The organism is Psychrobacter sp. 5A.1 (genome assembly GCF_030407455.1).
In the GTDB taxonomy this organism is placed as follows: domain Bacteria; phylum Pseudomonadota; class Gammaproteobacteria; order Pseudomonadales; family Moraxellaceae; genus Psychrobacter.
Genome location: NZ_JASDDJ010000012.1, coordinates 1 through 21,889, shown reverse-complemented (window position 1 = coordinate 21,889; position 21,889 = coordinate 1). Strand labels below are relative to the sequence as shown.

Annotated in this window: 16 protein-coding genes and 1 other RNA gene; 9 read left to right on the top strand and 8 right to left on the bottom strand. The window is 42.8% G+C overall.

Translation table 11 applies throughout. The annotated features are described in order from the left end of the window. Positions 1–107: 107 nt before the first annotated feature. On the bottom strand, positions 108–1,211 hold the full coding sequence (gene rsgA, locus QL982_RS04325) for a ribosome small subunit-dependent GTPase A (protein WP_290190180.1): 1,104 nt from the start codon (positions 1,209–1,211) through the stop codon (positions 108–110). 228 nt (positions 1,212–1,439) lie between these two features. On the opposite strand from rsgA, the gene orn reads away from it, so the two are divergent. Next, positions 1,440–2,027 carry an oligoribonuclease gene (orn, locus tag QL982_RS04320; protein WP_197099964.1) on the top strand — a complete coding sequence of 196 codons (588 nt, stop codon included), beginning with the start codon at positions 1,440–1,442 and terminating at the stop codon, positions 2,025–2,027. Between the two features lie 106 nt (positions 2,028–2,133). Here the strand turns inward: orn and QL982_RS04315 are convergent, their stop codons facing one another. Together QL982_RS04315 and QL982_RS04310 are read right to left on the bottom strand one after the other, a co-directional pair. Beyond that, entirely contained in the window at positions 2,134–2,988 is an 855-nt protein-coding gene (locus QL982_RS04315; protein WP_290164202.1) for a UDP-2,3-diacylglucosamine diphosphatase, read from the bottom strand. Positions 2,989–3,106: 118 nt separating this feature from the next. Further along, a complete protein-coding gene (locus QL982_RS04310; RefSeq protein ID WP_290164203.1) occupies positions 3,107–3,622 on the bottom strand; it encodes a peptidylprolyl isomerase in 516 nt (171 codons plus the stop codon). 445 nt (positions 3,623–4,067) lie between these two features. Between QL982_RS04310 and QL982_RS04305 the strand changes: the two genes are divergently transcribed. The 5 genes from QL982_RS04305 (at position 4,068) to QL982_RS04285 (ending at position 10,445) form a co-directional block, all read left to right on the top strand. Then, the gene (locus QL982_RS04305; RefSeq protein WP_290164530.1) at positions 4,068–5,807 is read left to right on the top strand and encodes a glutamine--tRNA ligase/YqeY domain fusion protein; all 1,740 of its coding nucleotides are present in this window, start codon (positions 4,068–4,070) and stop codon (positions 5,805–5,807) included. A 147-nt stretch (positions 5,808–5,954) separates the two neighbouring features. Beyond that, positions 5,955–7,220 carry a TerD family protein gene (locus tag QL982_RS04300; protein ID WP_290164532.1) on the top strand — a complete coding sequence of 422 codons (1,266 nt, stop codon included), beginning with the start codon at positions 5,955–5,957 and terminating at the stop codon, positions 7,218–7,220. 240 nt (positions 7,221–7,460) lie between these two features. Next, entirely contained in the window at positions 7,461–8,099 is a 639-nt protein-coding gene (locus QL982_RS04295) for a peroxiredoxin (protein ID WP_290190179.1), read from the top strand. Positions 8,100–8,275: 176 nt separating this feature from the next. Beyond that, the gene (locus QL982_RS04290) at positions 8,276–8,938 is read left to right on the top strand and encodes a glutathione S-transferase family protein (RefSeq protein ID WP_290164535.1); all 663 of its coding nucleotides are present in this window, start codon (positions 8,276–8,278) and stop codon (positions 8,936–8,938) included. A gap of 562 nt (positions 8,939–9,500) precedes the next feature. Continuing rightward, positions 9,501–10,445, top strand: a complete 945-nt coding sequence (locus QL982_RS04285) for an META domain-containing protein (RefSeq protein WP_290164538.1) — start codon at positions 9,501–9,503, stop codon at positions 10,443–10,445. Positions 10,446–10,560: 115 nt separating this feature from the next. Here the strand turns inward: QL982_RS04285 and ruvC are convergent, their stop codons facing one another. Continuing rightward, positions 10,561–11,145 carry a crossover junction endodeoxyribonuclease RuvC gene (ruvC, locus tag QL982_RS04280; protein ID WP_290164539.1) on the bottom strand — a complete coding sequence of 195 codons (585 nt, stop codon included), beginning with the start codon at positions 11,143–11,145 and terminating at the stop codon, positions 10,561–10,563. A gap of 258 nt (positions 11,146–11,403) precedes the next feature. On the opposite strand from ruvC, the gene QL982_RS04275 reads away from it, so the two are divergent. Next, positions 11,404–12,036 (top strand): FxsA family protein, encoded by a 633-nt coding sequence (locus tag QL982_RS04275; protein ID WP_290164541.1) that lies wholly within the window; start codon positions 11,404–11,406, stop codon positions 12,034–12,036. Between the two features lie 127 nt (positions 12,037–12,163). Here the strand turns inward: QL982_RS04275 and ssrS are convergent. Continuing rightward, a non-coding RNA gene (gene ssrS / locus QL982_RS04270) (6S RNA) lies at positions 12,164–12,359 on the bottom strand. 222 nt (positions 12,360–12,581) lie between these two features. Between ssrS and gpmI the strand changes: the two genes are divergently transcribed. Both gpmI and QL982_RS04260 read left to right on the top strand, forming a co-directional pair. Next, positions 12,582–14,240 (top strand): 2,3-bisphosphoglycerate-independent phosphoglycerate mutase, encoded by a 1,659-nt coding sequence (gene gpmI / locus QL982_RS04265; RefSeq protein WP_290164544.1) that lies wholly within the window; start codon positions 12,582–12,584, stop codon positions 14,238–14,240. Positions 14,241–14,506: 266 nt separating this feature from the next. Continuing rightward, entirely contained in the window at positions 14,507–15,961 is a 1,455-nt protein-coding gene (locus tag QL982_RS04260) for a S41 family peptidase (RefSeq protein ID WP_290164547.1), read from the top strand. An 81-nt stretch (positions 15,962–16,042) separates the two neighbouring features. Here QL982_RS04260 and QL982_RS04255 read toward each other — a convergent pair whose 3' ends face one another. From QL982_RS04255 to QL982_RS04245, 3 genes are all read right to left on the bottom strand, one after another. After that, the gene (locus QL982_RS04255; protein WP_290164550.1) at positions 16,043–17,731 is read right to left on the bottom strand and encodes a sigma-54 dependent transcriptional regulator; all 1,689 of its coding nucleotides are present in this window, start codon (positions 17,729–17,731) and stop codon (positions 16,043–16,045) included. A gap of 170 nt (positions 17,732–17,901) precedes the next feature. Next, positions 17,902–19,659 (bottom strand): ATP-binding protein, encoded by a 1,758-nt coding sequence (locus tag QL982_RS04250; RefSeq protein ID WP_290164553.1) that lies wholly within the window; start codon positions 19,657–19,659, stop codon positions 17,902–17,904. Between the two features lie 33 nt (positions 19,660–19,692). Next, positions 19,693–20,328 carry a response regulator gene (locus QL982_RS04245; protein ID WP_290164556.1) on the bottom strand — a complete coding sequence of 212 codons (636 nt, stop codon included), beginning with the start codon at positions 20,326–20,328 and terminating at the stop codon, positions 19,693–19,695. Between the last annotated feature and the right edge of the window lie 1,561 nt (positions 20,329–21,889).

Here is a 21,889-nt window from a genome sequence, read left to right as displayed (position 1 = left end):
GAGAAGCCAGCCCAACGATATTGAACAAGGCGCTATTATACCGATTAGACCATCCATAGTAAACGTGTGATGGTCAACCTAGTGATGAACGATTAATAAGGCCGCGATTAATAAGGTTTAGTATCGGCCTCTTCTCTAAGGGTCACAAGGTTTTCGACACGGCGCTGCAATACTTCACCGTCAGCCACGGCTTGCCATAATGCGCAACCTTTGCTGTTGTGAGTATGACGACAGTCACGGAATTGACAGTAGCCTGCTAGTGGTGCAAGCTCAACAAAGCCTGAGATAATATCATCTGGACTCAAATGCCAAATACCATATTCACGGATACCAGGCGTATCGACGATGCCACCTTGAGTCAAGTCGTCTGGATTAAACGGTAATAAGCGGCTGGTGGTAGTGGTATGCTGACCGAGCTTCGAGTTCTCAGAGATGATGTTTACCACTTGACCCGATTCTGGCAGCAGCGCATTGATTAAACTGCTTTTACCAACACCAGACTGTCCTGCAAAGATAACCAGTTTTTTATCTATGTAGCGTTTTAGCTCATCCAGTCCTTCTTGCTCATCACTGTCAGCGACGTTTTCAGGGCAATCTACTGAGGTTAAGACACTCTCATACCCAAGTGCTGCATATTGTGCCAATAACTCATTGGTATCGACGCTGTTTTCTTGCGCCAGTAAATCGGCTTTGTTCAGCACCAATAATGGCTTTACGTCAGCAAGATGACAAACCACTAGGTAGCGATCAATCAGTGTGGGTGCAGCAGCAGGCAGTGGTGCAAAGACAATGGCCAAAATATCGACGTTGGCAGCGACGGGTTTGAGCTTATGATAGCGGTCAGGTCGAGAGACCAGCGAGGTGCGTGGTTTGACGGACTCGATACGGCCAAATCCAGTATTGGAGTCGGCGTTCCAGCGTACTTGGTCGCCTGCCGCTAGCATCGGCAAATTGGTACGTACATGACAACGCCAAATATCACCCAACTCAAGCGTTTGCCAAAACGGCTCAGGATCATCAGGTCCAATCTCTGGCTGCTCAGGTATCACCGCAGGCAAGCTGGTGACTTGCACTTCTAGTTGCTTACCGTAATGCGCCATGACCACGCCATCCATCAAACTGCCATCGATGCTGTCTTGACTTAACAATTGCTGCTTGTCGATGCGACGAATCTGCTGTTTGGTCAGTTTGCGTTGCCGGATTAATGCCATGGGTTTGAACCTATTAAAAAAATATTGCTAAGTGTAGCGTGAAAATTTGCTAACATACAGCCTAAAGCGCCTATACCGGACGGTGGTTTTGTAATGTTTTAAGTTTTTGAGATGTTATGAATCCGTCAGCGCAACATAATATCATTTGAGCATGACCATTTATAGGTGGTTTATTTAGTTCACATTGCCCCAAAGTTGTTCCAAGCTTTATTGACCATAGGACAAAATATGAGTACCGATGACCATCCCAATAAAATTAAAATCAGAAACCAAGGCAAAAAAGGGCTGGTGTGGATTGACCTAGAAATGACAGGTCTTGATACCGTCAATGACGAGATTATCGAGATTGCCACTGTCGTCACTGACGAAGATTTGAATGTATTGGCAGAAGGCCCTGTGTTTGCCATTAAGGTATCTGATCAAGTCTTAAATAAGATGGATGATTGGAATACCAAGCAGCATGGCCAGTCAGGATTGGTCGACCGTGTGCGTCGCAGTACGGTGACATTAGCAGAAGCCGAAGCTGAGACCATTAAGTTTTTAAACAAATGGGTGGATAGCGGCAAGTCGCCAATGTGCGGCAACTCAATCTGTCAAGACCGTCGCTTTATGGCACGCCAAATGCCAGAGCTTGAGCGCTTCTTTCATTATCGTAACCTCGATGTGTCGTCTATCAAAGAGCTTTGTTTCCGCTGGCGCCCTGATATCTTAAGAAACTTTGAAAAAGGTGGCAGTCATTTAGCCCTAGATGATATTCGTGACTCTATCCGTGAGTTAAAGCATTACCGTCAGCATTTCTTTAAGTTAATTCCTTAAAACGAAAAATGCTCTAGATACAAGCGAGCAATTGCGAGACAGTAAAAAGGGCCTGTTGTATCATCAACAGACCCTTTTTGTTTTCAATATATATTCCAAAATCAAATTAAACGAGTACTTTAAATTCAAACAATCCAAACTCAGTATTATTACTACTAAAACTGTCATTTGATTGTTCATCATCTATCACTGCACCAATAACGGCACTGACTTTCGGCTGGCGTGTCTCTGTATCTAATAGTCGCCAATCACCTAAGACATAACGCATTTTATCATTGGCAGTTTGATGAATATCTGGACGATGAGTGTGCCCGTGTAATAAGGCATCACTATCAGCCATCACTGTACTGACTGCGTCTGCATTGACATCCATGATATGGGTGGCTTTATTAGCGTTATTTCTTTGACTTTTTTGCCGCATGTTATCAGCAATTGCCAAGCGTTTTTCTAGTGATTTATTAAGTAAATACCATTGAGTCAATCGGTTGCGCATGATTTTGCGAAAGAACTGATATTTTTTATCATCGGTACAGAGCGCATCGCCATGCTCTAATCGGTAGTTTTGCTGCCCAACGTTTAGGGTGTATGGCTCATAAATAAGCTCACCACCGAATAAATTACAGAATGGTTGATCTAATAGAAAATCACGATTGCCATGCATCACCAAAATCTCACAGCCAGCCACTCGCAGTGCTTTTAACTTCACGATAAGCGGGGTGAGCCAATGGGTCTGGCGTTCATCTTCTGACAACGATAGATAAACATCATCACCCAGCCATACTTCGAACCAATCACCTAAGATGAATAGACGCTTGAGAGCAGGCAAGGCAAAGCAATCGTCAAGCAGCGCCAAAAAAGCCTGCACTAAGGCAGGCTCTTCAGGCGATAAATGCAAATCGCTAATCAAAACTTGCCGCACCTCATGAGGGCGGGTCGTGATTAAATGATTAAAAGTTTGCATTTATCTTTATCCTCGTGACTTATAGCGAGCATTGCTTAATAAATTTTATTGAGTAATGCTCACTAATTCACAGCTATCGTTAAGTAACTACCACTGAGTAGCAGCTATTAAATAACTACTATTGAGTAATGATGGTCGCTGAGTTGATAACGACTGGCTCTTTTGGTACATCAGCATGCATGCCGAAACGACCTGTTGGTACGCCTTTCATTTTTTCGATGACATCCATACCGCTTGTGACTTTACCAAATACAGTATAGCCCCAACCTTGCATGTTTTTGCCAGTGTGGTTTAAGAAGTCGTTGTCTTTTACGTTTACAAAGAACTGGCTAGTCGCTGAATGCGGATCTTGCGTACGCGCCATCGCAATCGTACCTTTGTCATTCTTTAGACCGTTGTCTGCTTCGTTTTCAACGGGAGCATTGGTTGGTTTTTCATTCATTTCAGCGTCCATTCCGCCGCCTTGAATCATGAAACCATCAATGATGCGATGAAAAATCGTACCGTCATATTGACCAGATTTTACATAGTTTAAAAAATTTTCTACGGTTTTTGGTGCTTTTTCTTCATTGAGTTCGATAACGATCGCACCCATACTGGTGTCAAGTTCTACTACTGGTGGCATGTCTACCATGGGGTATTCCTTTTTGGTCGCAGCGCCTTAAATGACGCTGTTAAGTGGTGGGTAAAAAGCTGGTTAATAAAAAGTCATGGGTAGTCTAACGGCTTTTTTAGTCTGTGTCATGTATCAGGCTGTTAATGCGTTCGCAAAAGCTGATAGAATAACGTAACTTTAACTTTTTATTATCATTTTTGATAACCTGTTTTTAGGGCGTGTCCTCATTTTAAAAATGGTGGTGAAAATGAGATAAATTGCAGTCAAACAAGGAAAATAGCGCAGATAATATCGAGATATTAGTCAGCTATTTGACGCTGTTTGGCAAGATTTAGCCATTTTTAACCCATTTAGATGACCATCGATTGAATTGAGGACATGCCCTAATAGTTTGGTTTGAATTTTCCATGATGTGTGATGGCATGCATCGTGAACTGACAATTTGCGTTAGGAGCAATACCCGATGAGTGAGAACTCAAGCAATAATGCACAAAAAGACGAGCACAAAAACGACTTTATTCGTAATATTATTCGTGACGATATCAAAGCGCAAAAACAGCAACAGATTGTGACGCGTTTTCCGCCTGAGCCAAACGGCTACCTACATTTAGGTCATGTAAAATCTATCTGTTTAAACTTTGGTGTGGCCAAAGAATTCGATGGTGTGTGTAACCTGCGTTTTGATGACACCAACCCAACGGCAGAAAAGCAAGACTTCATCGACAATATCGAAAACGATGTGAAATGGCTCGGATTTGAGTGGTCAGGTGAAGCGCACCATGCGTCAGGTTATTTTGACCAGTTGCATGCATGGGCAATGCAGTTGATTGAACAAGGTGATGCGTATGTTGACTTGCAATCGCCTGAACAGATGAAAGAAAACCGTGGCTCATTCAATGAGGCAGGCACGCCGTCTCCGCAGCGTGATGCCAGTGTCGAAGAAAACCTAGCGCTCTTTACTGATATGAAAGACGGCAAGTATACTGAAGGCAAAGCCGTGTTGCGCGCCAAGATTGATATGGCAAGCCCAAACATGAACATGCGTGACCCTGTCATCTACCGTGTCATGCATCAATCGCATCATCAAACAGGGGATAAATGGTGCATCTATCCTATGTATGATTTTGCCCATCCGCTCTCTGATGCGCTCGAAGGGATTACTCACTCACTATGTACGCTAGAGTTTGAAGACCATCGCCCGTTCTATGATTGGGTCATCGAAAAAGTTGGCTTTGCCACGCCGCCGCACCAGTACGAGTTCAGCCGCTTGAATGTGGACCATACGTTGACCAGTAAACGCAAACTTAAGCAATTGGTTGATGAAAACATCGTTAGTGGTTGGGATGATCCGCGTATGCCAACCGTCGCTGGTATGCGTCGCCGTGGTTATACGCCAGAGGGTTTACGTGACTTCTGTGAACGTGTAGGCGTGACGAAAGTAGATAGCGTGGTTGATTTTCGCTTATTAGAGTTTAGTATTCGTCAGTCGTTAGAGACGACGACTGCCCGTGGTATGGCAGTACTCAAGCCATTAAAAGTGACCATCACTAACTTTGCAGAAGCGGTTAGCAGCTGGGAATCTCTAAAAGCGGATAGCGTCAACGCGCGTTTTGATGATGCCGCACAAACCTTATGGTTGACTCAGCCAAACCATCCCAATGTCGATATGGGCGAACGTGAAATCCCATTCACTGAGACGATATATATCGACCAAGGCGATTACGAGATTGAACCGCCAGCAGGCTATAAGCGCTTGTCACCAGAAAAGCCAGAAATCCGCCTGCGTAATACCTATGTGTTGGCAGTAACTGAACATATTACGGATGAAGCGGGCAATGTGGTCGAGCTAAAAGCCACCATTGATCCGACTACGTTGGGTCAAAATCCCGAAGGCCGTAAGGTTAAAGGTGTCATTCACTGGGTATCGGCCAGTCAAGGTGTTCCAGCAACCGTGCGTATGTATGAGCAGCTATTCAGTGTTGAAGACCCAAGCAGCGTTGCTGACGTCCATCAAGCATTGAACCCTAACTCGTTGACTGAACTCAATGCCGTGGTTGAGCCATCACTTGCCAATGCTGACGCTGGCACGCGTTTTCAGTTTGAGCGTGAAGGCTACTTTATCTCTGATAGCGAAGACCATAGCACTGATAAACCAGTCTTTAATCAAATCGTTAGCTTACGTGACAGCTATAAACCTGCCTAATACATAGCAAGCCGTGCAAATGGCATTTGTTTTGAGATAATACTGAACAATAGTGGTTTTCAAGCCTGCCCATTTCTAGTACGCTAGGGATGGGCTTTTTTGTGAATAAGTATAAATTGATAATAAGTTATCATTAGGACAATAATAATGCTAAATCTCATTACGGGTCAAAAAGCTAAGTTTACTGATGTAGGTATCGCGCAGCAGTTTACTTTGGTGGTGGAATTGATGACCAATAGCGCGGTTATAGACGTAGCGTGCTTTGGGCTGGATAGTCAGCAAAAGCTGGCAAGTGATGATTATATGACTTTTTATAATCAGCCAAAGACGCCATGTGGGGCAGTCAGTTGGCAAGCGACAAATCAGCAGCAGCGCTTCGATATCGATCTGAATAAACTGCCCAATACGATAGATTATTTGGTATTGACCGCGACCATTGATGGGCAAATAACCATGCGAGAGCTTGGTGCTAGTAAAGTAACATTAGAGCAAGCAGGGCAAACGTTAACCACTTACAATTTCGATGGTAACGGCTTTGATAGTGAACGCGCTATCATGTTATTACAAGTCTATCGCAAAAATGAGGTTTGGCGCATTAACGCTATTGGACAAGGTTTTAATGGTGGCTTGAGTGCTTTGGGCACCCATTTCGGTGGTGAAGTGGCTGATGATGAGGCAGCAGACAAACAGATAGAAGAAAATAAAGCGACTTACGCACAGGATGACTTTGCCCATAATCCAAATAGTCCATCAACCTCTCAGCCTTTTAATCTAAAAAAAGTAACGCTTGATAAACCGGGTAGCGAACATCGAATCAATCTTACTAAAGGTGGAAACGATCATTTAATAGTAGAAGCGATATGGATAGATAATGGTGATGCCAGCGCCAACAATGATGACTTGGATTTACGCGTCGGCATATTGGCACAGAATGGTAAAGCCATGAGCTATGTCCATGCACCAGAGCAAAGCGGTAGTTTGAGCCGTATGCCTTATATTGAGCATCAAGGTGATATTAAGGTTGCTAGTGCCAATGAGCCAGGAAAAGAGACCGTTTTGGTCAGCTCAGACATTGCTAAACATTATGGCGGCAGAGTTGCGCTGGTATTTTCAGTCTATTCCGCTGTATCCAATGGCGCAGTCTCCATCGCCTCTTTGCAGCCCAAAATGCGAATGCAATATAAAGATCAAATTATAGAATGTGTCTTTAACATAAAAGCTTCCCCTAAAGCCAAAAGCAATTTCGTATATACCTACGTCATTGGCATCGCCATTATTGATGAGCAGGGCATTACCTTGCAACATTCAGGGGAGACCAGTAAGCGTATGAGTGAGGCAACGCCACAGTTGGCATGGAAGGGTGATAAGGTTGAGTTAAAGATTGATGGTGCACCTATGTTTAAATCTGGCTAGCGTTGAGTAATACGCTGATAGGCTAATGAGTCGTTATCATTCATTGTGATCTTATTTGCAAATGGTATAACCGCATTACAATCCGTCACAAGACATTCATAACCAGTTTGTTAAGATAAAGTCAGTTTTTACTGAGGCGCTCTGTGTTATATTTGATCACGGAGCACGTCGATGATAATAATAGAGCGCGAGGCCGACGTGTCGATATAAGCGTTCATCAACATAGCTAAGGAATAGAGCATGGCACATTTACGTTTAGGCGATACCGCACCGAATTTTGATGCAGTAACCACAGAGGGTGACATCAATTTCCACGAGTGGGCGGGTGATAACTGGGTTGTTTTCTTCTCACATCCAGCTGACTTCACGCCAGTTTGTACGACCGAGCTTGGCCGTGCTGCTGCACTTAATGGTGAATTTCAAAAGCGTGGTGTCAAGCCAATCTGTATCTCAGTTGATGGTATAGATGATCACCATGCTTGGGCAAAAGATATCGGTGAGACACAAGGGACTGAGCTGAACTTCCCAATCATCGCGGATCCAAACAAAGAAGTGGCTGAGCTATATGACATGATGCATCCAAATGCGGACAGCACTCATACCGTACGCAGCGTATTCATCATTGATCCAAGCAAAAAAATCCGTCTAACCTTAACGTATCCTGCAAGCTGTGGTCGTAACTTTGACGAGATTCTTCGCGTTATTGATGCTCTGCAACTGTCTGACGAATATAACATTGCGACGCCGGTAGACTGGAAAGATGGTGATGACGTGATCATTCCACCAAGTGTCAAAAACGAAGACATTGCTGCCAAATACCCTAAAGGCTATACAGAAATTAAGCCGTATCTACGCACCACACCTGCACCAAATAAGTAAGTAGGCTGCTGTATAAATACGATTCAATAAAGCCCCATGACGCAAAGTGATGGGGCTTTATTTATTTCTATCTTATGGTCAATAAGACTTTGCCATGATGGCCAGATTAGGCTATAACTGTGGTATAGCGTATCAACCCTAAGTTACTGTTTAGACATTCTTACAAGGAGTTCGCCATGAAAAAACTATACGTCACCCGTACAGCGCCCAACCCACGCAAAGCACTTATCTTATTGGCCTCAAAGGGGTTCGATGTCGATGATATGGATGACCTTGACGTGATAGATATTGATTTTTCTGCAAACGAGCAGATGTCAGAAGCTTTTACTCAGATGAATCCGATGCAGACCGTACCGGTTTTAACGTTAGGTGATGGTACAGTGCTGAATGATTCACAGGCAGTCTGTGAGTATCTTGACCGCGTTTATGGTGAGCGTTCAGTCATGGGTAATGATGTGATACAGCGTGCGCAAGTGTGCTCTATGCGCCGTGTTGCAGAGTTTGAGGTGATGTATAATTTGATGCTGGCGTTTCAGCACAGTCATCCATCCAAAGCAAAGCGTGTTGAGCAAGTGCCAGAGTTTGTCGTACCATCAATTGCTCGTGCCGTCAAAGCCATGGCGTACTTTGAGACGATATTAGAAGGTCGTGAATATCTGGTAAGTGAGCAGCTAAGCTTTGCTGATATTGTGCTATATCTAAGTTTGGATTTTGGGAAAGTGCTTAAAGTTGATCCCAATGGACAAGGTGAAAATCTCGCCCGTTTTTATCAAATGATGAATGAACGCTTTAGTATTAAAAATATGGCCAAAGCCAAATATACCCGTGCCAACGATTAGAGCGTTTATTTATTCACTTTTTTGAAAAATAAATCGCTTTAAAAAAGACAGTTAACTTCAATCGTTAGCTGTCTTTTTTGTGCAATCAATGATGCCAATGGGCAAAAGGGTTCAGTATTTATTTTAAAATATAATAAAAATAAACATTTCGTTACATATCACAGTAGCGTCAAGGTTATAGTGGTCAGTCTAGCTCAGTTGTGCCACCTATATTTAAAACAGGCAACTAGGGCGTATCATCATTTAGACTGCGGGGCTTAACATGAGAAAAATTGCCGCCAAACAAGGAAGAACTCGCCGTAAATATGAATATATTGACAAGATTTCTGACGATGTTTGACAAAATTTAGCCATATTAAGGCCACTAAATGTCTCAATGTGCTAATTGATGACGCGCCCTAGCCATAGTTATCCATAAATAGGTGCTTATTTTAAATAAAAGCTGTCTTTAACAACCTTTCTCTAAATTAAGGTGTCAAATAGATGCCTTATTTAAATATGCACGTCAACATATAGATGATACAAGAAAAAGGTTATACAAGCTTACTAAGAGGTATGTAGCATGGTAGGTAGCCACAAAAACCCCACGTTAAAAGTATTTTTATTGCCCAGTGTGCTCATGGTCAGTCTGATGTTAAGTGCTTGCCAAAAAGAGTCAGCATCTAATGAAAATGATATATCAGTTACAGCTGAAGCTGGTGACACGATAGAAACTGGTAAAGCAAGGGATTCAGTAGCGAGTGACAATACCATGTCCAATGCCAGCTCGGCAGCGGATAGCCCGCCCCAACTGACCGCTGAAGACAAGCTGACGACGATTTTGTCTCATCATCGTTGGACACTGGTGAGCGCGACCGACGTTAATAAGCAACCGCTGGTTGAGTTTGCAGTGCCTAAAAACCAAGTAACACTCGCATTCAGCCAATACCAAGGGCAAGACACGTTAAGCTATAGCGTAGGTTGCAACACAATTAGTGCGGCCTATCAGTTACAAGGCCATAACTTGAGTACTGAAGATGGCATGAGTACCAAAATGTCCTGTAGTGATCTGGATGTGGCCGAAAATACCTTGAATACCTTGATGCTAGGCAATAGTGAGTTAAAAATTGATCAAGATGAAACCCCAATATTGACGCAGTTTACCAACGATGATGTCACCTTGGTTTGGAGTGGTAGGCTTACCCCTCAAGCGAAATACCACAGTAAGGGTGAAACGATATTTTGGGCTGTGAAATCTCAGACTACCGCTTGTGAAGACAGTCGCTCAAACCAGTGTCTACAAGTTAAACCTATCACTTACAATGATCAAGGTATCAAAATTTATGAAGGAAAGTGGCGGATATTCGTTGGTGACATCGATGGCTATCAACATGATAATACGCATGAGGAAGTGCTGCGCTTACAACGCTACCAGATAAATATCAATGAATTGCCAGAAGATGATACCGCGGATGAACAGTATGCTTATATATTAGATGCAGTCATTGAAAGTTCAGTGGTGGAGTAGCCTACGTAGCTTGGCATCTTAAGTGCAGAGAGTAAACACGCACATATCCATAAAAGAAACACGCGTCTCATAGCGCGTGTTTCCTATAACTTATCTACTGTAATCTCTGTTCATTTTAACGTAAGTTACCTAAATCTTCTTCCGTCAAGCGCCAACGGCCTTTCTTTTTAGAAGCGCCGCGACCACGCATAGCGCTATTCAATATCAGTTTGTTCATTGAATGGCTTGAGTGAGCATGACAGATGGCGCAGGCAAGTCCATCGGCAGCATCTTGTTGCGGTACGACTTCTAACGCTAATATCCGGCAAACCATCTCTTGTACTTGCTCCTTGGCAGCAGCACCATAGCCGCAGACAGCTTGTTTGATCTGCCGAGCCGTATATTCTGATACTTCTAGATCTAAGGCAACCATTGCTGCAATCGCAGCACCTCGTGCTTGCCCAAGTTTAAGCGCAGAGTCTGGATTTTCTGCCATAAATACTTGCTCAATTGCTGTATAAATAGGCTCATCAGCATATTTTAAATGATGTTGAGTAATACGAGTTAAGCCGTTAAAGATACGTTTCAGGCGTTCAGGCATCTCTTTGGTATCTGTGCGAATCGTCCCTGCATCGATATAGGTCAGCTTATCACCCGTTTGCTGTAATATCCCATAACCCGTCATGCGTGACCCTGGATCAATCCCAATAATAATTGCCATAATATCCCGTCTTGCTTACATTTTATTTTATAGTCGATCCTATATAAATCGGATAGGAGTCAGACTCGCTTAGCCTACTACTTCTAGCACTTTCGTTCACCTTCCTTGTACCCAAATTATATTGTACCGACTATATGGCTTAAAAATCAGCCTTAAGTTTGATAGTATAGCAACCAATCCCCATATACATCATATGTTAGCCATTTTAATTTGTATGGCGATCAATTTATTGGTTTTTATTTTATAGGACGACACTTTATGGGTCAGATAGTTGGTATAGCCATCGTTTGGTTTATTATCGAAATGCTACTGTGGTATTTGCTTGCTCAGTTTATGAGTGGCTGGTGGGTGTTTATGTGGTTTATTATCGCCGCAGTCATTGGTATCTCTCTCATGCGTAAAGGCATGGCAGCTCTTAATCCAATGGCACAGCAGATGAAAGCGGGTGGCATGATGAACCCTGCCATGCGTCCGCCAGAGACCACGATGATTAAGAGTATCGCGATGGCAGCTGCAGGTATTTTACTGCTTATTCCTGGGGTGCTTAGTGATTTGCTCGCGTTATTGGTGATTTTGCCACCGGTACAAAAGAAGCTCAAAGACTTGGCCAATAATTACGTCATGAATAATCAGCAAAAAATGATGGAAATGATGGCGAAGCAGATGGGTGGTCAAATGGGCGGCGGTCAAAATCCATTTGGCGGTGCTGGTGGCATGGGCGGTCAAAATCCGTTCGGTGGTGCAGGTGGCATGAATGGCCAGAATCCATTTGGTCAACAGCAGCAAAACCCATTCGGTGATGTGTTTAAACAGCATACTACGGTTGATGGTACTGCCAAAAACATCCCTAAAGATGTAAAAAAGATTACTAAATCTGCTAATGACGAATAACTATATAGTTAAATCATAAGCATAAAAAAAGCCCCTCTCATCAATGACGAAAGGGGCTTTTTAGTGGTCGTAAGCATACTATTTATAGGAAATATATTTTTATAAAGAATATACGTACCAACCGAATGAAACAACCGAAGCGCCGCTGTAAGATGGCGACCCATGAACCGTGAAGTTCAGGGCGGATGCGTCATCATCTCTGCAGGTTTCCTGATACACCGCAAGCGGTGCAGGCATACACAATGAGACGATAGGTACCACATCCTGGTAAAGCATTATCGGCTCAGGGAATAAACATCTACTAGCCAACACTTCAGAATAGTTTTATCTTAACCAATGAAATGAATGATTGCAAGTCTGAATTACAGATTGATACGTAGCATGATGAATTGACCACGTCCTAGACGACAATTTTATAAAACTAAGCGCTTGCGAGTGAAAAATTGTCAGTTTTTCAGCTATTTCAAGATGTGTGTTAATATAGAGGGCTTTATATTCCCTTACACAGCATTATAGGCGTTCATTCACTCGAGGAGCGGTAATATATGACCAGTACCCAACAAGCATCAGACTCTATTGATAATAAACAAACACAGCTTAGCAATAATCAAGATGGTGCACAGAATAAAAAAATACCGCATGTCTTGATGATATTGGACGGCTTTGGTCATCGTGAAGAAGATAAAGACAACGCCATCGCGGCGGCCAATATGCCAAATTTAGACAAAATTTATCAGCAATATCCACATGGGCTGATCTCTGCCTCAGGAGAAGATGTTGGCTTGCCAGATGGTCAGTTTGGTAATTCAGAAGTCGGTCACATGAATTTAGGGGCTGGTCGAGTTCTTTATCAGGATTCAACCCGTATCTCAAGTGAGCTTGTCAGCCGTGAGTTTTATAAAAATGAAGCGTTGGTCAATGCCGTAAAAGCGGCCAATGAGCGCGGCGGTAATGTCCATATTATGGGACTGCTCTCTGATGGTGGCGTCCATTCACATCAAGACCATATCGAAGGCATGTGTCATTCAGCATTGGTTCATGGTGCCAAAAACGTCTTTATTCATTGTTTTTTAGATGGTCGTGATACCCCGCCTAAGTCTGCTGACAAGTACATCAATCGTTTGCGTGACTATATCAATAAGCTCAACGCTCATTACGAGGGTGGCCGTGTACAGATTGCCAGTATCATCGGTCGCTACTACGCGATGGATCGAGACAACCGTTGGGATCGAGTACAAAAAGCCTATGAGCTGATCACTGAAGGTAAAGCCGACCGCCTGTCAACACGAGCGGATGGTGCGGTTCAAGCTGCTTACAAAGCGCGTGAGACTGATGAGTTTATCAGTCCGACGACCGTGATTGGGCGTGATGAAGTGCCGTATACCGTCAATGATAATGATGCGCTGATTTTTATGAATTTCCGTTCGGATCGCGCTCGCGAGCTGGCGCAAGCGTTTGTTCTGCCAGACCATGAATTTTCTGGATTTGCTCGTCAAAAACAGCCGAAACTGGCAGCATTTGTGATGCTGACCAAGTATTCAGATGTTTTGGCTGACAATCCAAAAACCAGTATCGCTTACTATCCAACGTCTTTGGCCAACACATTGGGAGAGTACTTGCAGGATCAAGGAAAAACACAGCTGCGTATCGCTGAAACTGAAAAGTATGCGCATGTAACGTTTTTCTTTAGTGGTGGCCGTGAAGAAGAGTATAAAGGTGAAACGCGCATTTTAGTACCGTCTCCAGATGTTGCGACTTATGATCTAAAGCCTGAGATGAGCGCGCCTGAAGTGACAGATAAGTTGGTAGAAGCGATTGAGTCTGGTAAGTATGACGTACTGATCGTCAACTATGCCAATGGTGACATGGTTGGACACACAGGCATCTTTGATGCGGCGGTCAAAGCGGTAGAGGCTTTAGATGTATGCGTTGGACGTATCGAGTCAGCAGTCCGTGCTGCTGGTGGTGACATGCTCATTACGGCTGACCATGGTAACTGTGAGCAGATGCAAGACTATGAGAGCGGTCAAGTACATACACAGCATACGACCGAGCATGTGCCATTGATTTATGTGGGTGAGCAAAAGCTGCAAGTACGTCGCGGTGGTAAACTTAGCGATGTGGCACCGACCATTTTAGGGTTGATGAATATTGATGCCCCTGCTGAGATGATGGGTGAAAGTTTATTGATTCCAGCATTGTAAACCAAATGGGCAGAAGCACTGCACTTTAGATGTGTTGTACCGTATTAGCCATACTAGGGCGTGTCCTCATTTTGATCACCATTTTTAAAATGAGAACACGCCCTAGAAGAGGAAAGGATAACTTATTATCCTTTCCTTTTTTTGTGATACATTTTACCTAATTTACTTGCAATACGATGCTGGTTTGAGATGTGCCTTTGGTGCTATCTTATAAGTGGGTATATAACCATCACTTCGTATTCTTTATTATTCAAATGAGTTCCTTTATGCAGCCTATTTATTTTGTGCGTTCTTTTTTATCCAAAGAGTTAAGCAAACAAGCAGCGAAAGCGTTTGCCGCGTCCAGAGTCTTGAAGCCTGCACTTATGATAGGGTTGCTTGGCTGTGCTGCCAGCATGAATGTGCAAGCAGTAGAAGGGGATAATCCTACCAATGGTCTACAGCTGATTAGTCTAAAGGCAGATGAAATAGCGGATGAAAATGATGCTGATAATTTATCAAATATTGCCGATATGTTAGATGTCGCAGATGAGCCAGATGACTCGATAGATAGTGTGCCAGATGAAAGCGCGCTAACAGATGATGCCGATGATATTGATACGGACATTCCAGCAGAAGTTGCACAAGTATCGTTAAATGCTATCTCTCCTGAGACGCTAAAGACCTTTGTGGCTGTGGTAGATTTAGTACGCCGTCAATATGTTGATGCGGTCAATGATGAAGAATTATTTAGCAATGCAATGAGCGGTATGTTGACCAAGCTTGATAGCCATGCTGAGTTTTTGGACGCAGAAGCCTATGAAAACCTGCGTGCTTTTACCGAGGGCGACGTAGGTGATATTGGGATTAAGGTCAGCTATCAGCCAGAGGCGGGATATTGGGTCGTCACAGACGTCATCGACGATTCACCCGCGGACAAAAAAGGCATCGCAGTTGGCGACTATTTACATCAAGTTGATGAATTTAAGCTAGACGAAGGACGACAGGTCAACGATATCGAGCAGCTTTTGACAGGTATTGCCGGTACACAAATAGATATCATTACTTCCAAAGCTGGCCGCCGTAAGCACACAACGACGTTGCAGCGTAATAATAGTCATCCGCAGATTATCGAGACAAGGCTCGTGGATGGCATTGCCATTGTTAAATTACCGGCGTTTCAAAACAACAGCCGTGAAAAATTACTAGAAGGTTTAATTAACCTAAACGCTCCGATATCAGGCATTTTACTAGATATGCGTGATAATCCAGGTGGCGTACTGACATCGGCAGTGAGTGTTGCCAGTTTATTTATGGATGATACCGATGTGGTGCAGGTGCAAGCACGTCAAAATAAATCACGGGTACTATCGACCCAAGGTGATGCGATACTCAAACCGTTACCCATGGTTGTGCTACAAAACCGCTATTCAGCATCAGCGGCAGAGGTGCTTGCCAGTAGTTTACAAGCACAAAAACGCGCTACTATTATCGGTGAAGTTAGCTATGGTAAAGGCTCAGTACAATCAGTCATACCGTTAAACGATGAGCAAGCCGTCAAATTAACGGTGGCCAACTATATGACGGCAGCAGGCAAACAAATAGACGAGATCGGCGTAGAACCTGATGTGACTTTATCAGGCAGCGAGAACACGTGGGAACAGCAAGCATTAGAATTAGTAAAGGCGCGCGCACTTGATTCTGGCATTCGCTTTGTTAGAAAAAATGCTACGAAAGAATAGATTTTCGTAGCAATTAATTAACCGCGCATTACCTAACTTCTCTCACGGTTAAAAATATTTGAAGATGCCGTTTAAAGGAAATTAGTCGAACGCATCTTCAGAAATCTCTAGCTTTTTCATACGGTAGCGTAATGAGCGAAAAGTAGTGCCTAATAATTCAGCGGCTTGAGTTTTATTCCAGCCAGTTTGTTTGAGTGCGGTGATAATGAGCTGCTTTTCTTGTTCTTGCAAATAGTGCTCTAACCCTTGAATGGGCAGTTGACCATCAAACAATTCTTGTAAGCTTGAGATATCTTCAGGTGCTTCTTGTTGATGAGTAGAATCAATGTGTGACGCTTTATCATGACTGTTGACTACGCTGGTTGAGGAATCTACATGATTAGATGACGAGCGTTGTACCATCGAAGGGTAGTGATGAGTATTGGTGCGATAGGGATGTAAATTGGTCGTATTTTGCTCAGCTACATTACTGCTAGATTGGCTTGCTGGTTGAGCGGTCGATCGCACGCCGATTTGACTTTCTACGTGACGATCAGATCGTTCAGGCACATCGATGGCTGAGTTATTATTCTGCTCTGGTGTATTCGCAAGATTCGGTTCAATATCGGGTAGACCCAGATGGCTGGTGTCAATGTGAGAGGTTTCAGCTAGCGTCACAGCACGCTCAAGCAAGTTGCGTAGCTCACGAACATTACCAGCAAAATCATGGCATTGTAAACGCGCGCATGCCTCAGGCGTCAATGATGGCGGTGATTCTAATTGCCATTCATCAGCGATCATCGCTAAAAAATGTTTTGCTAACACAGGAATGTCATCACGGCGTGAATTCAACGTCGGTAGTTTTAACTCAATGACATTGATGCGGTAATACAAATCTTGTCGAAATGCGCCATCTTGTACCAATTGGCTTAAGTCTTTATGGGTTGCGGACAAAATCCTAATGTCTACTGGAACCTCTTTTGTATCACCAATGGCTCTGACGGTTTTTTCTTGAATGGCACGCAGTAATTTGACTTGCATGGCTAACGGTAAGTCCGCCACTTCATCTAAAAATAACGTGCCACCGTTGGCTTGCTGAAACAACCCTTGTTTGTCAGCGACAGCCCCTGTAAAGCTGCCTTTTTTGTGACCAAAAAACTCTGATTCCATGAGCTCTGACGGTATCGCACCGCAGTTCACTGGGACAAAACTGCCATCTCGTCGCGGACTTAGGTCATGGATCAGTCTGGCGACCACCTCTTTACCTGTGCCAGAAGCGCCCGATAAAAACACGGGTGCCTGTGAGCGTGCCAGTTTTAAGATTGTGTTTTTGAGGGGGTGCATGACCGCAGAGTTACCAATCAGCCTACTATCTAACATTTGCTGTTCAGGAGAGCATTCAGGGGTGGTTTTGGCTTCATTATCTTGATGGATGACCTTTAAGGCGTTTTCTACCAGCTGCCGTAGGCGAGGCAACTCAAGTGGTTTGTTCACAAAATCAAAAGCACCAAGCTTTAATGCCTCAATAGCGAGATCCATACTACCGTGCGCAGTAATCACGGCGATGGGTGTATTAGAGCTATTACTGATTTCTTTGACCAATTCCAGTCCTGAGCCGTCTGGCAGTTTCAGATCGGTCAAGCAAAAATCGTAATCATTATCTTGCCAATATGATCTTGCTTGCGACAAACTATAAGCCACATCACTTTTGATACCCATTTTAGTCAAGGTAATTTGCATCAATCGACATAAGTCTACTTCATCATCGACGACTAGCGCGGTTGTTGTCATACATCATCTCATCGTATTCAATGGCTACAAAATAGTAGTAGCTTGGTCTAAATAGGCGTACCGCTTTATAAAAAATCGAGCAGCAGTTTGTTTTTATATTATTTTTCTGACTTCAAATATGTCATCTCGCAAGATTTGATGCGAAATAGCACTTTGCTTAAAAAATAGCGTTAGGAGAGATTTTCTTCAATAATTGGAAATTTATTATCAGAATTGATAGCGGGCACAATTAAGCGGAAGCACGTTTTTTTGTGTTCGGGAATATAGAGCAAACGTGCTTGATTGGCTTGACAAAACGCTTGCGATAAATATAACCCCAATCCTGTACCCGCTTTATCTGTTGTAAAAAATGGATTGAACAAATGTTGTAAATTATCAGCGCTAACGCCATCACCATTATCTAGTATGTCGATTATAACATCGTTGTCCGCACAGTAAATATCGATTTCTACGTAAGCATGGGGATGGGTGTAACTGCTGTAACGCAGGCCATTATTGATTAGATTGATCAATATCTGTTCTAATTGGTGCGTATCAAACGATATGGTGGGTTGGGTTTTGACTCGTAAAAAGATGTCATGCCCTTGAAAATAATTTTCTAGAAATGTTGGCATCCATTCAGCCAATGTTAGCACCTGTTGAGTGGCTGTCTGCTGGCGAGACAGCTTTAGAATATCCTCAATGATGCGGTTCACTCGTTTTGTTTGTGCGAATATCATTTCATAAAGCTCATGATTACCCGTCATCGCCGCATCTGATGTACCGGCTAATAGGCTGTTATCTTCTGCCTGCTCTGTAATATCTTCCATCAATAGCTGACTGGCTTGTGATATCGCCGCCAAAGGGTTTCTGATCTCATGAGCGATACTGGCAGTCAATTGTCCTAAAGAAGCCAGTTTGAGTTGTTGGGCGTTGGCTTGCTCACGGCGTAAATCTTCTAATATGATGAGCTTACTGTCATCTTTTAATGGAATAATCTGTACACGTAATTTACCAAATATCGAGGCATTTGCTATAGCAGGCACATCATAGGTAAAAGCGCGTGACTGTCCTGATGCGACGGCTAAGCAGGCATTGAATAGCTGAGAGTGTTGTTGACTGAGCTGTTCTTCAAAATTAGAGAGAAGCGCTTTGTTTTGTGCTTCTTTTATATCGGTAAAAGTGTCTTGCATCGCGTTTGGTGAAACGAGTGACACACTAAGCAGCTGATGCGCGGCAAGGTTTGCTAAGACGATATGCTGTCTATCGATAACGATGACACCATTGACCATCTGAGTGATAACCTCTTGATTGATGACGTTGAGTCGCTCAACCTCTTTGGCATGGGTTGCGGCCACCTTTTCAAGCTGCACTAAACGCTGTGAAATAGACCAGCTCAGGCCGCCCACTGCCAAAAAACTCGCCGACATAAGCAACGCATCACCCAAGTTCGTCAGGCTCATGCTATTGGCAATGGCATAAAAAAACTGCTGATAAATAACAAAAATAATGGCCAGCAAGGTAATTACCAATGCTTGTGAGCCATGTAGGAGCATAAAGCTGGCTGCGACCACCACCATGTATAACATGGTCAACTGCAAATCAGGATCCCCTGCAGTGTAGAGCAGCAAGCTCAATATAATAACGTCTAATGCCAGTCCAAACGCCAATTGGCGGCGCATATGTTTTCTGACGACGTAAAATAGCCCAAGCAATATTAAGCTCAAAAGGACATAAAAGCTCAGTGTGGTTTGTTGCAAAAAGCTGGGTAGGGATGCTCTGCCTTCAGTATGAGCCGCGATGTATAGCATGAGCATAGAAAACAGGCTAACGACGAAACGATAGCTACTATAGATAAGCCCTAACTTACGCAATTGTGGCAAAGGTAGCGTATCATCGTGGTGTACATAGCGAGTCATGGCAGAGGTAAGACTGGTAGCAGGTTTCATAAACTGACCGTAATAAAATAGACGCTGAGTGAGTTAAGGTTGAATCAGACCATGACGAATGGCCAAATGAGTCAATTTCACATCACTATCAACCCCGACTTTTTCATAGATACGGTAGCGATAGGTGTTAATGGTTTTGACACTGACAAACAATTGATCAGCGATTTGCTGAGGGCTTTGACAGTTGACAACCATCATGGCCACTTGTTTTTCTCTGTCACTTAATAAGTCAAAAGGTGAGCTGGCATTATCGGACAATAAAACATCTGCCAACTGCTCAGCCACGTCTTGACTAAAATAGCGACCTCCCTGATAAATCTTTTTGACCGCTCGTATCATTTCGTCAAGCGGTGTACCTTTGGTAATATAGCCGTTGACGCCTGCTTTGATTAGCATAGATGGGTAGGGCTGGGCGGACATGCTACTAACGGCTAAAATTTTGATGCCCATGTCGAGCTGAATCAAGCGTTTGGTTGCTTCAAGCCCGCCAATATTAGGCATATTCACATCCAGCAAAATAACATCAGGTCGCAATTGCTTGGCCTGCTTAATCGCCATGTCACCACTGTCTGCTTCACCCACTACTTCGATATCGGGGCTGTCTGACAACATACGGCTAATGCCCATCCGTACCAAATCATGATCATCTACCACCAATACTTTAATCATAACCATACTCTTTATTGTTTGTCAGAATGAATGCTTTATTAGGGCGTGTCTTCGATTCACTCGATAGTCATCTACATGGGCTAAAAATGGCTAAATCTTGCCAAACGGCGTCAAATAGCTGACTAATATCTCGATATTATCTGCGCTATTTTTCTGGTTTGACGGCAACTTATCTCATTTTTATCACCATTTTTGCAATGAAGACACGGCCTAGGCTGAAGTCATATAAAAAAAGAATTTACTTTGACTAGGGTCTGTTGAACATTCAAATGTGGTGCTGGCAGTCACTATTTTTTAGACAATATGCAGTGAAATTTTTGACGCCTAGTCATTCTAGGTTAAATAATTTCGCCATATATTGGCAGAAAATAGTACTGCCCTGAAAGGCTGATGCTAAAATCACCCCAAACGTTGTTGCAATCCTAGTTAAGGTCTCGACATTATCGTCGGCTTGCGCCTAATTTGGTGCAATTTTAGCAATCAGCAGCCCTAATATTTGAATGTTCAACAGACCCTATATAGTTGATACGGCATAAAAGTGGTCTATGCTGCTGTATGGGTTTAACGTTTTTTCATTGGGCTGTTCGTAAGCACGATAGAGGCGCCGACAAACTCAACGCAGTAAAAACGTACTCTTTTATATTGACCTAACGATATAATCAGTTCAGAATAAAAGTGGCACAAATATTAACAGCATTCTGCGGGTACAAAGATTCCTTACTTGAATTTGATTTTTTTGTATCGATATTATCTATGCTATCGTAGTTTGCTTATATCGTTATACAAAGACTATCGTGCCAGTTTTCAGGACTCATGGATTTTCGTATCATTAATGAATGCGTCTTACTGAAAACGAAAAAATCTATATCAATAGTCAGTGCATATGCATTGTACGTTTTTTAATCGAATTAAAGTTTCGTATTTCTATTCTCGGGTCTTTTAAAAAAAGACATGCAGATTAATCGTATGATTTTTAATCACCATCACAATCAATCGTAATTCACCTTCAAAAATATCAGCTTTTGTAAAATATTTTTTGGTTTTACCGATCTGTTCAAATGCTTCCTTTAAGTAATATTTAACATCGTAAATATATTTTGACTCGTTGTTACAACTTTTAACCTATTAGCAACCTTATTCATACTTTTAGTATGAGAATCACAAATACTGATAAGGGCTAATGGTTTATGACTGGTATATTGACCTTTATTTTATAAGTGACTCAAGTATTGCTTCTTTTTTGTTATGTTATTGATAGAATTAGAGAGTGAATAGGGTTTAGGTATCAAAAATGACGTTTTTGAACGATAAATAATTCTCATTATTGAATATTTTAGTTTTTTCCTAACCAACGGTCGTTTTTTATTCATGAGCGGTTAGATATTAAAGTGCTCTATTCCAATACTTGGTATATAATAAAATTAACAAAGGGATAAATTAATGTTAACTTTGTTAGTAGATCAGCTATATTGTTTGTATAGTCAATCCACAATAAAACTAGTACAACCCATATCATAGAACAGTTTAGGTAAATTATTCTCCATCCAGCCTTGTCGTAGAA

Coding starts and splice junctions, on each gene's coding strand:
- QL982_RS04260 (WP_290164547.1), top strand. CDS start 14,507: ATGCAGCCTATTTATTTTGTGCGTTCTTTTTTATCCAAAGAGTTAAGC.
- QL982_RS04285 (WP_290164538.1), top strand. CDS start 9,501: ATGGTAGGTAGCCACAAAAACCCCACGTTAAAAGTATTTTTATTGCCC.
- QL982_RS04310 (WP_290164203.1), bottom strand. CDS start 3,622: ATGGTAGACATGCCACCAGTAGTAGAACTTGACACCAGTATGGGTGCG.
- QL982_RS04295 (WP_290190179.1), top strand. CDS start 7,461: ATGGCACATTTACGTTTAGGCGATACCGCACCGAATTTTGATGCAGTA.
- QL982_RS04275 (WP_290164541.1), top strand. CDS start 11,404: ATGGGTCAGATAGTTGGTATAGCCATCGTTTGGTTTATTATCGAAATG.
- QL982_RS04315 (WP_290164202.1), bottom strand. CDS start 2,988: ATGCAAACTTTTAATCATTTAATCACGACCCGCCCTCATGAGGTGCGG.
- QL982_RS04250 (WP_290164553.1), bottom strand. CDS start 19,659: ATGAAACCTGCTACCAGTCTTACCTCTGCCATGACTCGCTATGTACAC.
- QL982_RS04255 (WP_290164550.1), bottom strand. CDS start 17,731: ATGACAACAACCGCGCTAGTCGTCGATGATGAAGTAGACTTATGTCGA.
- ruvC (WP_290164539.1), bottom strand. CDS start 11,145: ATGGCAATTATTATTGGGATTGATCCAGGGTCACGCATGACGGGTTAT.
- gpmI (WP_290164544.1), top strand. CDS start 12,582: ATGACCAGTACCCAACAAGCATCAGACTCTATTGATAATAAACAAACA.
- orn (WP_197099964.1), top strand. CDS start 1,440: ATGAGTACCGATGACCATCCCAATAAAATTAAAATCAGAAACCAAGGC.
- QL982_RS04300 (WP_290164532.1), top strand. CDS start 5,955: ATGCTAAATCTCATTACGGGTCAAAAAGCTAAGTTTACTGATGTAGGT.
- QL982_RS04290 (WP_290164535.1), top strand. CDS start 8,276: ATGAAAAAACTATACGTCACCCGTACAGCGCCCAACCCACGCAAAGCA.
- rsgA (WP_290190180.1), bottom strand. CDS start 1,211: ATGGCATTAATCCGGCAACGCAAACTGACCAAACAGCAGATTCGTCGC.
- QL982_RS04245 (WP_290164556.1), bottom strand. CDS start 20,328: ATGATTAAAGTATTGGTGGTAGATGATCATGATTTGGTACGGATGGGC.
- QL982_RS04305 (WP_290164530.1), top strand. CDS start 4,068: ATGAGTGAGAACTCAAGCAATAATGCACAAAAAGACGAGCACAAAAAC.